Here is an 11,946-nt window from a genome sequence, read left to right as displayed (position 1 = left end):
CGGGCCGTCGCCGGCCACCCGCTCAGGCCTTTGTCAGCCGCAGCGCGAGTTCCGGACAGACCTTGACCGCCTTCACCGCGCCCTCCCGCAGCCAGGTCGGCACGGGAGTGGCCGGGAAGGCCGGGTATCCGTTCTGGTCGAGCCGGATGAAGTCCGGCACCACGTGGGCGCAGAGCCCGTGCCCGTCGCACCGGGACCAGTCCAGCACCAGCTTCTGCGGGTCCGGGTCGGGTGCGCCGGGCAGGCCCATCACGCCCTTGACCCGCCGGCCGCAGCCCTCGCCGGTGGTGTGCCGCTTCAGGTCGTCGGCGAAGACCTCCATCGCCGAGAGGGCGAAGCGGGACGTACCGTCGGGGTGGCTGCACGCACCACGGCCCTTGACGTCGCCGGCCGCGGCCCGGACCACCTCCACCGGCGCGCTGCCGGAGACCGCCAGGTCGACGGCGCGGGCCAGGTCGGGCAGGCCGCGCTTGCACGGGCCGCACTGCCCGGCGGACTCGCCGGCCAGGTAGCGCACCACCTGGGCGGCCTCGCCGAGCGGGCAGGTGTCGTTGGCCAGCGGCACGATGATGCCGGCGCCGAGGGTGCCGCCGACGGCGGCGAGCCCCTTGCGGGAGACCTCGGCCTTGTTCGCCGCCTCCCAGGTGATCCACTTGCCGTGGTAGCCGCCCATCAGGATGCCCGGCCCCTCGGGCACCTCGCAGAGTTCGAGGATCTCCCGAAGCGGGGTGCCGGCGGCGCACTCGACCACCGCGTGCCGCTTCGCCGCGCCGGTCACGCTGAGCAGCACGGTTCCGGGCTCGTCGTCGGTGCCGAGCGCCGCGTACTCGTACGGGCCGAGCCGGGCGGCGATCGCCATCTGGGAGTACGTCTCGGCGTTGGAGAGCAGGGTGGGCAGGTTGTTCACGCCGGAGTCGCTGGACCGCTTCTTGGTGCCGGGCGGGATGTGCGGCAACCCGTTGATCCCGTTGACCAACGCACCGCCCTCACCGCTGATGAACCGGTGCGGCACCGTCACCACGCTTGTCGGCACCGGCATCCGGCGCTCCTCCAGCGCCTCCATCAGGGAGTCCCGGCCGATCAGGTCGTCGGCCACGCAGAGCACGATCTCCTCGGCGTCGAGCGCGAACGCGGCCAGGGCGGCACCGTCGAGGATCAGGTGCGGGGCCCGGGTGAGGATGACCTTGTCCTTCCAGCTGGCCGGCTCACCCTCGGTGGCGTTGACCACCACCACGGGCGGCAGGTCCTGGCGCTCGCAGGACTCCAGCACCGCGCGCAGCTTCTTGGCGAACGGGAAGCCCGCGCCGCCCTTGCCCTTGAGCTGGATGCCCTCGGCCAGGCCCAGCAGCACGGAGGGTTCCATCGGGCTGATCGGGCCGTGCACCATCTCGTGCGCGCGCAGGTCGAGCCGGCCGAACTCGGCGAATCCGGCGGTGAGCCGGGGCTCACCGACGCAGGCCACCGGCGGAACCGTGGTACGCATCGTCACTTGGCTTCACCTCGCAGACCGGCCCAGTAGGCACCGTCGACACTGTCCGGGTCGGCCCGGCGGCGGCGCCGGCTCTCGGCGGAGGAGGCCCGGCGGGCCCGCCGCGAGGCGAGGTCGACAAGGGTCGGGGTGTCGTCCTCCTCCGGCGTGTACCGCGCCGGGGGCCGCCAGTAGTCGGTCTCGGCCTCCGGCACCTCGTCGTCGGCGCTGTGTCGTCCGCCGCCGCTGCGCGGCGCGGCGGAGATCGGCGAACCGGAGATGGGCGAACCGGAGATCGGTGCGCCGGAGATCGGGCCGGCGGAGATCGGTGCGCTCGACTCCCAGCGACGCGGGCTGTCCCAGGGCTCCTCCGGCTCCTCCCGGTCCAGCTGCGGCGGGGCCGAGTAGCGGCTGCGGGCGTCGCTTGCGACCCGGGAGCGCCGGGCGGAGCCGATCTCCTCGTCGTCGCGGCGGCGCCGGCCGACCGGCTCGCGGTCGGCGTCCAGCAGCAGTTCCTCCTCCTCGCGGCGGCGCGTCGAGCGACGGCCCACCGGCTCGCGCTCTGCCTCCCGCCGGGCGGACCGCCGGCGGCTCGGCTCCTCGTCGCGGCGGGTACGGCGGCTGACCGGCTCCAGGTCCTCCTCGACCTGGGCCGACTCCAGTTCCTCGTCCCGGCGGCTGGTGCGCCGGCCGGTCGGCTCCTCGTCGCGGCGCCGACGCGCCACCGGTTCGAGCAGTTCGGTCTCCCGGCGGACGACCCGCTCCAGTTCCTCCTCCTCGCGGCGCGAGGGCCGCCGGACGACCGGCTCCAGCTCCTCGTCGCGGCGGTCCCGGCCCGGGCGGCCCGGCTCGCCGAGCGAGCCCGGCTGCGGCACCACCGGCACGGTGAAGCGTTCCGGGTCGTTGCGCCGGATGGTGGGGCTGGCCCAGGTGCCGGAGGTGGTGTTCGCCCAGCTGGTGTCGCGGCGGGCCCGCTCGTTCTCGCCGCCCCGCTTGGTGAGGGTGCCGAGCAGCGACTTGGGCCGGGTCTCCTCGCTGCCCTTGCCGGCCATCGCCTCGTTGAGCGCGGCGGCCTGGTGCTGCTCGCGGCTGCGTCGTTGCAGGGTCACCGAGAGGCGCACGCACAGCGCCACCACGACCAGCACCACGCAGAGGAAGTAGCTGAGGGTGACCCAGCCGGCGGGCGCGCGGCCGGCGCCCAGGCCGTGGAAGATGCCGAACGGCCAGGAGACGTAGGCCATCGAGTGCAGCGCCCGCCACACCCACTTGGGGCCGATGTCGGCGAACCGGGCGCGGATGATGCCGGTCCAGAGCACACCGACCATGAGCAGCGCGGCGATGGTGCCGAGCCCGACATAGAGGCCCCGACCGCCGACGAACGGCACGGCGGCGTCGGTCACCCCGGCCCGACCGGTGGCGATCTTCGTGACCACGTGGAAGCCGAGGCCGGCGACGCCGAGGATGCCGGTGGCCCGGTGCGCGGACTGGAGCAGGACCCGGTGCCGGATGAGCAGCACCAAACGGTCGGTCGAGACCAGACCCAACATCACGGTGATGCTCAGCGCGACGAGCGCGACGACACCGGCGAAGAACTCGGTGAAGAAGAAACCCATCGCGTACGCCTGCTGACCGGCGCCGGTGAGCATGGTCAGCGCCCACAACACGGCGAGTCCACACGTGGTCAGCGCCAGTATCTGGGCGCGGGACCGCACCCGGATCCCTCTGGTGCTGACGCTGGTACGGACGGCAGGCGGCTTCTCGTTCTGCGTAGCCCGGGCCACTGTGCTCCTCGATCGTCTCGCGGCGGCGCACCGCCGGCCGACCCTGTTCCCCACACCAGTACGGCTCCGGACCCTCGGACGGATCAGTTGCCGACAAAAAATTCTCAGCAACTTGTCGAACCGTCCCCCGACCCGGCGCGTGTAGGCGGCCCGCGCAGTCACTCATGTCCATCATTGACAGTCGATGAAATCCGCTTGTAACCTTTCCGAAATTTTTCAGCCCGGATTGCAAGATCCGGGCAACCGATCCACCACCCGTCCCCCGGCACCCCCCAGGAGCACCCGATGCATCGACGTCGACTCCGCCCGGCGCTCGTCGCCCTCGCCGCGATCGCCAGCCTCCTCGCCCCCAACCTCGTGACGACGTCCCCGGCCATGGCCGCACCGGCCGGCAACAAGAAGGTCATCGCCAACCTCTTCGAGTGGAACTGGCCCTCGGTGGCCAGCGAGTGCACCAGCACCCTCGGCCCGAAGGGCTACGGCTACGTCCAGGTCTCACCCCCGCAGGAGCACGTCCGCGGCAACCAGTGGTGGGTGGCCTACCAGCCGGTCAGCTACCGGATCGAGTCCCGCAAGGGCACCCGGGAGCAGTTCCGCTCCATGGTCGCCACCTGCCAGGCCGCCGGCGTCAAGGTGATCGTGGACGCCGTGATCAACCACATGTCCGGCCAGACAAACGGCGGCACCGGCTGGGCCGGATCGTCGTACCAGCACCACGTCTACCCGGGCATCTACCAGGCGCAGGACTTCAACTACTGCGGCCGCAACGGCAACAACGACATCGTCAACTACAACGACCGGTACGAGGTGCAGAACTGTGAGCTGGTGAACCTCGCCGACCTGAAGACGGGATCGGACTACGTCCGGTCCCGGCTGGCCGGGTACCTCAACGACCTGCTCTCGCTCGGCGTGGACGGCTTCCGGCTGGACGCCAGCAAGCACATGCCGGCCGCCGACATCGCCAACATCCTGAGCCGGCTGAACCGTCGGCCGTACATCGTGCAGGAGGTGATCTACGGCGCGGGCGAGCCGATCACCCCGAACGAGTACACCGGCAACGGCGACGTGCACGAGTTCCGCTACGGCAAGGACCTGGCCCGGGTCTTCCGCTCGGAGCGCCTGGCCTACCTGCGCAACTTCGGTGAGGGCTGGGGCCACCTGCCCGGCGGCGTCTCCGCCGTCTTCGTCGACAACCACGACACCCAGCGCGACGACGGCGGCGTGCTCACCTACCGCGACCGGGGCATCTACGCCCTCGCCAACGCCTTCATGCTGGCCTGGCCGTACGGCTCGCCGACGGTGATGTCGAGCTACACCTTCAGCAGCCGGGACGCCGGCCCGCCCTCCGACGGCAACAACAAGACGCTAAACGCGGTCTGCTACTCGGGCTGGGAGTGCGAGCACCGCTGGCCGGTCATCGCGAACATGGTCGGCTTCCGCAACGCCACCGAGGGCACCGGCGTCAGCAACTGGTACGACAACGGCAGCCAGCACATCGCGTTCAGCCGTACCGGCCGGGGCTTCATCACCATCAACGACGAGGACTTCGCGATCAACGGCCGCTCGTACTACACCGGCCTACCCGCCGGCCGCTACTGCGACGTCATCCACGGCACCTTCACCAACGGCTCGTGCAGTGGCCCGGTCATCACGGTCGACGCCAACGGCTGGTTCGCCGCAAACGTCCCCGCCCACGACGCGATAGCCATCCACACCTCCGCCCGCCTCCCCTGACACCCACCCTTCCTCCGTTGATCAAGAGGTTTGCGTCAGGATCCCGCCATCCCCTGACGCAAACCTCTTGATCATTTGCGGGCTATGGAAGGTCTTGGGAGGTTTGAGGGGATAGTGTTGGGTTTGTGAGGGTTTGGGGTGGAGGGCGATGGGCGGTTGGCATCATCAGTGCTTCCCTCCTGGTCGGCGGTGTGGCTTACGGCGGGTGGAGGTTGACCTCGGCACCCGGGGCGGCGCCGGTGGCGCGGCCGGACGTCGTGCCGTCCGTCGTCGAGGTGCCGGCACCCACCAGGCCCGAGGCCGAGGAGGGGCCAGCCGCGGCACCCGCGCCGGACTGGCTACCGGAGATCGACTACGACCCGGCACCCGCCGGCTTCCCCGCCGACCCGGACACCCTGGACACCACGCCGCTGACCGAGGGAGTACGCCCCGACCGCCGGCTCGCCGCCTACGACGCACCCGGCGGACGGCCGCTGGCCTTCCTGATGCCGACCATTCGTGGCGTTGAGCTGACCGTACCCGTCGCGCAGCGCAGGGCGGGTTGGACGGCGGTGCTGCTGCCCTCGGCCAACCGCAGACTGGCCTGGCTGCCACCCGGCGGCTTCCGTACGGTCCCGCTGGTCGACCAGATCGTGGTGGAGCGGGTGCCGTACCGGCTCACCTGGTACCGAGACGGCGAGGCGAAACGCAGTTGGCGGCTCAGCCTGGGCCAGCCCGGCCAGGAGACGCCGCTCGGCCGGACCTTCGTCCTCGGCCGCACTCCGCCACCCGAACCGGTCTACGGCGGCGTCGACATCCTCGCCCTCGGGTCGGTACCCGACGACCCCGACGCGGTACCCGCCGCCCTGCGGGGCGCGCACATCGGCATCCACACCTGGCACCACGACGGCGAGCTGGGCCGGAAGACCACGAACGGCTGCATCCGACTGACCAGCAGCGGCCAGCGGCTCCTGCTGGAACAACTGCGCCCGGGCACGCCGGTGGTGGTCGTCGACGAGCTACCCACCCCGCCCCCGACCGCCTGAGGCACGCCGAGGCAACACCGGGCCGTCGACCGCAGCTCAGCCGGTGATCGGGGCGAGGTAGCCGCGCAGCACCTTCTTCAGTTCCCGCGTCTCGACGTCGCGCTCGCCGTCCGGCGCGGCGATCACCAGCGGCAGCAGACCCTTGAAGACCTGCACGAGGGTACGCGCGGCGCGGTTGCGCTCCGCCGGGGCCAGACCCGGGGCCCGGGCCGAGAGGACGGACTCGACCCGGCCCAGGAGTGCCGCCTGGATCGGCGCCGCAGCCTGGGTGAGGCCGGCGGGCATGTCCGGGCGGGCGAAGAGCGCCTTGAATCCCGGGTTGGCGAGGTTGAAGGCCAGGATCGGGTCGATCACCCGGTCGAGTAGTTCGTCGAGGTCGATGGCCGCGAAGTCGACGCCCTCGAACGCGTCCCGATGCGCCTCCCGCATCCGGGTGACGAACCGGTCGGCCAGGGCCTGCGCGATTGCCTCCTTGTTCGGGAAGAACTGGTACAGCGATCCAGGTGAGATCCCGGCCGCCGCCGCGATCGCGTTGGTGCTGCTCTTCTCGTAGCCGACTTCTCCGAACAGGGCTGCGGCCGCTTCCAGGATCTCGCCGATGCGCCGTTCACCGCGCGCCTGCCGACGCCGTGGCTGGCCGTCCGAGTCCACAGTCGACCTCCTCTGTTGCAAATGCGAGCGGTCGCTCGTATTGTTGCCGAGCGAACGCGAGTGACCGCTCGTAAACACTCCGACAGGGAGACTACCGTGCTCGTTGCGCGCAGACCGACATGGGTTCTCGTGATCGCGCTCCTGGCCACCGTCCTGGCCGGCCTGATCGGCGCCGGCACGATCAACGCGCTGTCCCTCAACCGGTTCGAGGCGCCCGGCTCCGAATCGATGCAGGCCCGGGACCTGCTCGCCGAGAGGTTCGGCACCGGCGCCCCCAACGTCGCCCTGCTGGTCACCGCCCGGCACGGCACGGTGGACAGCGGCGACGTCGCTGCCGCCGGCCGGGCCCTCACCGACGAGCTGGCCGCGTACCCCGGGGTCGGCGACGCCTGGTCGTACTGGTCCCGAGGCACGCCGGAGACGCTGCGCAGCGACGACGCCCGGCAGGCGATGGTGCTGGCCTGGGTGCCGGGCGACGCCAACGAGGTACGCCGGGCGGTCCTGCCCGACCTGACCCCCCACTTCACCCGCGACGACGGCGTCATCCAGGTGACCGTCGGCGGTGGCGACGAGGTGTTCCGGACCGTCATGGAACAGGCGCGGCGGGACTTCATCCGGGCCGAACTCGTCGTGATCCCGCTGGTCCTGCTGCTGCTGTGGGTGGTCTACCGACGCCTCTCCGCCGCGCTGATCACCCTCGGCGTGGGCCTGTTCGCGGTGCTCGGCTCGCTGGCCCTGCTGCGCGTGGCCACGCTCGTCACCGACATCTCCACGTTCGCCTCGAACATCGCCCTCGTCATGGGCATCGGGCTGGGCGTCGACTACGGCCTGTTCATTATCTTCCGGTTCCGCGAGGAACTGCGCGGCGGCCGATCCGTGCCCGAGGCGGTGCGGCAGACGGTACGCACCGCCGGGCGCACCGTCCTGTTCAGCGGTGCCACCGTCGCTGCCTCCCTGTCGGTGCTCTTCGCGTTCCCCTTCCCGTTCCTCAGCTCATTCGCGTACGCGGGCATCGCCGTCGTACTCGCCGCGGTGGTCGGTGCCACGGTGTTCCTGCCCGCGGCGCTCGCGCTGCTCGGCCACCGGGTACTCCGCCGCGGACCGGCGCGACCGGAGAACGGAACCTTCTGGTACGGCCTCGCCGTGCGCGTGATGCGCCGGCCGCTGCTGTTCGGCGGAACCGCGCTCGCCGTCCTGCTGCTGCTCGGCGCACCGTTCCTCGGGGTCCGGTTCGGGCTGCCCGACGACCGGGTACTGCCCACCTCGGCACCGGTACGCCAGATGTACGACCAGATCCGGGCCGGCTTCGCCGAGGAGGAGGCCGATGCCGTGCAGGTGGTGGCGACCTCCGGCAACCTCGCCACCACCGGCCCGTACGCCGCCACGCTGTCCCGCCTCGACGGTGTCGTACGCGTCGACTCGCCGGCCGGCTCGTACGCCGACGGGGTGCCGGTACCGGCACCGACCGGGCTCCGTTTCACCGGCGAGGGCACCTGGCTGTCGGTCATCCCCACCAGCGAACGGCTGGCCGCCGACGCGACCGGGCTGGTACGCGACGTACGGGCCGCGCCGGCACCGTTCGACGTACTCGTCGGTGGCTACCCGGCCGAACTGACCGACTACCGCGACGGCGTGACCGAGCGGCTCCCGCTCATCGCCGGCCTGATCGTGCTGGTGACCTTCGTGGTGCTGTTCGTGATGACCGGCAGCCTCGTCGCACCCTTGAAGGCCACCGTGCTCAACGTGTTGAGTCTGTCGGTCATGTTCGGCACGCTGGTCCTCGTCTTCCAGGAGGGGTACCTGTCCGGCCTGCTCGGCTTCACCCCCACCGGATCGATCGAGCCGAGCGTGCCGATCCTGATGTTCTGCATCGCGTACGGGCTCTCGATGGACTACGAGGTGTTCCTGCTCAGCCGGATCAAGGAAGAGTACGACCGGACCGGCGACGCGGTCGGATCAGTGCCGCTCGGCATCGCCCGCAGTGCCCCGCTGGTCACCGCCGCAGCCGCCATCCTCGCCGTCTCGTTCGCCACGTACGCCACCGGCCAGGTGGTCTTCCTCCAACAGCTCGGCATCGGCATGGCGCTCGCGGTCATCGTCGACGCGACGCTCATCCGCGGCGTGCTCGTGCCCGCCCTCATGCGCCTCGCCGGCCACGCGAACTGGTGGTCCCCCACCCTCCCATAACCACCCCCACCCCACCCCCACCCCCACCCCCCACCCCGGCGATCTTGCACTTCTGGTCGGTTCATATGCGACAAAAAACGCGTAACGGCGACCGAAAGTGCAAGATCGCGGGGGCGGGACAGCCGTGCCCGCCGGGTGGCATCCTCGGCGGGCACGGCTGGCGGCGAGATTCCGGAATCCCGACCGGGCGCGGCCCGCCAGTTGGGGAGCTGCGATGACCGGATCGGACACGACGCCGAGGCTCTCGGCCGACACCACCAGCCAGGTTGTCGAATGGGGACCGCTGCTGCTGGCCGGCGGCGGACTGGGCCTCTTCGCCTTCATCGGCGACGAGATGCCGGGCGTCGCCGGAGTGGTCATCCTGACCCTGACCAGCAGCGGCTTCGCCTGGGGCGGGGCGGCACTGCTGGCCGGCTACATGGCAGCCCGCCGCAGGGTGTACCGCACCGCAGCGCCGATCAGCGCCGCCGTGGTCCTGGTCGGTGCCACGACCGTCTACTACGGGCTGATCCTCGCCCACGGCCGACGCTGGCGCCTCGGCGTACTCGAAGACGGCGGTTCCACCACGCTGGTCGGCCTGGCCTCGGTCGGCCGGGCCGCCGCGTTCTGGCTCGCCGCCTCCGTCGTCGCCGGGATCATCCTGGGTCACCTGGGCGCACTCATCCGACGCGGGACGCGGATCCCGGCGACCATCGCGGCCGGGGTCGCGCTCGGCCTCTTCGCCGGGGAGGGGCTGGCGTTCTTCCTGATCTTCCGAGGCTGGGGCGCGTTGGACGCCTTTTTCCTGGGTCGGGTCCTCTCCGCCGCGACCAGCGTGCTCCTCGCCACGGCCGGCCTGCCCCTGCTCCTGGCCCACCGCCAGGCAGCAAAGTCCTGGCCCCTCTTCGCCACCACGGCCCTGGCGTCCTGCGCGGCAGGCGCACTGCTCTGGCACCTCCTCAGCGCCATCACCACCGCCATCTAACTAGCCCACAATCGCGCAAGTCGCCCATAGTCGATTCAAGCCCTCACGAACCGAACAGGCTCGTGGAGTACGGCGGCTGCCGCGTCCAGATCGGCGAGACGGGCGGAGAGGGTCGCTGTGGCGAGCCGCTTCGGCAGGGCGGCACTGAACTTGAGGCCGTCGAGCGCCTTCTCGCTGACCTCGGGCAAGCAGAGGCGGTCACCTGCATCGACAGTCATCGCCCGCCATTGGGACGGGGTGAGGTTCTCACGCAGCCGGATACTGTGGTCGTCATAGCGCTCCATCGGGTCGATAACCTCGCCGAGAGTGGCACTCAGGGTCGCGTTCGCCCTGGCACCCGCCCAGGTCCACCAGCGAAGATCTTCGCTTTCGTCGCGAACAATGAGGGTGCCGCCGGGGTGCACCAGGTGCGACAACTCCTCTCGTTCCCGGGCGAGCCGTTCGACGGCGCGACGGGTGATCCTGACCGGTGGATCCGCGCCGAGCAGCACCTCACGCACCGCTCGGGTCAGGGCGAAAGCCTGGTACGCCCAACCGGTGCCGGACCAGCGGGCGCGGCCTCCTCCGTCGGCGGGTTCCACGAAGCAGCGTCGCCGCCGCCAGTCGATGTAGGTGACCCGCCAGCTCCGGCCACCCAACAGCAGCCTGCGGTCGCCCTTGACCTCTTCGGTTAGCAGGCTAGGGTCGATCTTCCCCAACTCGTCGCGCCCGAGGAGGACGGTGAACTCCGGTGGCCCGGTGAAGACAGCAGTCATATCCATGAAGTGCCGGCGGCCGAAACGCGCTTCGGCGGCTGGGCCGATAAGGAGCATGCCGCCGTCCTGGTCCAGGTAACCGTGTTCGACGAGGTGCCGGACGATGGGCCGGGCGGGTTCGCCAAAGGGCGGCAGTCCGTTCCAGGCATTCACCCACAGTTGGTCACCCACCCGGTGCTCCTGTAGGCAGAGGGCGAGCAGTTGCTGGGCGACGATGTGTCGAGGTTCCGGCGGCGCGACGACCGCTTCGACCCAGCCCCGTGACCAGAGCAGCAATAATGCGGCGGCCTCGGTGAGCGCCGCACCGTCGAGCGCCAGGAACAGGCAGTTGCGGCTGCTGCCGGCGCGGCGGCCGGTCCGTCCGATCCGCTGGAGGAACGACGCGACGGTGGCCGGTGTATCTATCTGGACCACCCGATCGAGGTCGCCGACGTCGATGCCGAGTTCCAGGGTGCTGGTGGAGACGATCACGCAGTCCCGTGCTTCGCTGAATGCCTGCTCGGCGCGATGCCGCTCGTCGGCGGAGAGCGATGCGTGGGACAGGAAGGTGGTCACCCCCTTCATCCGTAGGAGCTGACCAAGTTCTTCGACGGTCTGCCGGGATTCGCAGAACACCAGCCGCTTCTCGCCATGGTGAAGTCCGGCGATCACCGTGGCGGCGTTGACCAAGGAGCCAACATAGTCCAGCTCGATGTCGCCAGGCGGTGGCCGGTCGACCGCCGTGGCCAGGTGAGGCGCCACGACCTCTGCGGGCCGGTGGCCCGCCCCGGAGCCCTGAAGCCACTTGAGCAGCTGATCCGGATTGCCGACGGTGGCGGAGAGCCCGATCCGTTGCAGGGGACGGTCGGCTATGCGGGCAAGGCGTTCGAGCAGGGCCACCAGGTGCCAGCCCCGGTCATCTCCGGCGAAGGCGTGCACCTCGTCCACTACGACGGCCTGCAGCCCGGCGAAGAAGCTCCGATGGTCAACCTTCGTGCTGACCAGCATGGACTCCAGCGACTCGGGCGTGGTGAGCAAGATGTCGGGTCGCTCGTAGAGCACTGCCCGACGTCGTGCGGCGGTGACGTCGCCATGCCAGAGGCCGGCGCGCCGGCCGAGCCATCCGGCGTACTGCTCGACGCGAGGTTGCAGGTTGTTGAGCAGCGCCTTGAGTGGTGCCAGGTAGAGCACGGATGTACCTGTCCATTGCTGCTCCGTCATCCGCGTGAGCAGTGGAAACAGCGCGGCTTCCGTCTTCCCGCCGGCCGTGGGCGCCAGCAGCAACACGTCCGCACCGCGTCGTACGGGATCGATCGCGGCTCGTTGCATCGGCCTCAGGTCGCGCCACCCGAGGCTGTTGACCACGTGGTGCACCACGACCGGATCGAGGTCGTGCGGCATC

8 protein-coding genes are annotated in these 11,946 nt (G+C 70.6%); 4 read left to right on the top strand and 4 right to left on the bottom strand.

From position 1 onward, the window contains the following. Positions 1-22 precede the first annotated feature (22 nt). Together AC507J_RS21505 and AC507J_RS21500 are read right to left on the bottom strand one after the other, a co-directional pair. Entirely contained in the window at positions 23-1,483 is a 1,461-nt protein-coding gene (locus AC507J_RS21505; protein WP_496291024.1) for an NADH-ubiquinone oxidoreductase-F iron-sulfur binding region domain-containing protein, read from the bottom strand. 2 nt (positions 1,484-1,485) lie between these two features. After that, positions 1,486-3,249: a ferric reductase-like transmembrane domain-containing protein gene (locus tag AC507J_RS21500; RefSeq protein ID WP_496290976.1), complete on the bottom strand. Its 1,764-nt coding sequence runs from the start codon at positions 3,247-3,249 to the stop codon at positions 1,486-1,488. A gap of 285 nt (positions 3,250-3,534) precedes the next feature. Here AC507J_RS21500 and AC507J_RS21495 point away from each other — a divergent pair, with 285 nt between their 5' ends. Beyond that, positions 3,535-4,983, top strand: coding sequence for an alpha-amylase (locus AC507J_RS21495; RefSeq protein ID WP_496290975.1), 1,449 nt, complete (start codon positions 3,535-3,537; stop codon positions 4,981-4,983). 239 nt (positions 4,984-5,222) lie between these two features. Continuing rightward, positions 5,223-6,008, top strand: a complete 786-nt coding sequence (locus AC507J_RS21490) for a L,D-transpeptidase (protein WP_496290974.1) — start codon at positions 5,223-5,225, stop codon at positions 6,006-6,008. A 36-nt stretch (positions 6,009-6,044) separates the two neighbouring features. Here the strand turns inward: AC507J_RS21490 and AC507J_RS21485 are convergent, their stop codons facing one another. Continuing rightward, positions 6,045-6,659: a TetR/AcrR family transcriptional regulator gene (locus AC507J_RS21485; RefSeq protein ID WP_496290973.1), complete on the bottom strand. Its 615-nt coding sequence runs from the start codon at positions 6,657-6,659 to the stop codon at positions 6,045-6,047. Positions 6,660-6,788: 129 nt separating this feature from the next. Between AC507J_RS21485 and AC507J_RS21480 the strand changes: the two genes are divergently transcribed. Further along, positions 6,789-8,846 (top strand): MMPL family transporter, encoded by a 2,058-nt coding sequence (locus AC507J_RS21480; protein WP_496290972.1) that lies wholly within the window; start codon positions 6,789-6,791, stop codon positions 8,844-8,846. A 214-nt stretch (positions 8,847-9,060) separates the two neighbouring features. Continuing rightward, entirely contained in the window at positions 9,061-9,810 is a 750-nt protein-coding gene (locus AC507J_RS21475; RefSeq protein ID WP_496290971.1) for a DUF6518 family protein, read from the top strand. 35 nt (positions 9,811-9,845) lie between these two features. Here AC507J_RS21475 and AC507J_RS21470 read toward each other — a convergent pair whose 3' ends face one another. Next, positions 9,846-11,945, bottom strand: a complete 2,100-nt coding sequence (locus tag AC507J_RS21470; protein WP_496290970.1) for a DEAD/DEAH box helicase — start codon at positions 11,943-11,945, stop codon at positions 9,846-9,848. Position 11,946 lies beyond the last annotated feature (1 nt).

It is taken from the genome of Micromonospora sp. PRAS1 (genome assembly GCF_059553435.1).
This window is presented reverse-complemented; position numbering and strand designations above follow the sequence as displayed.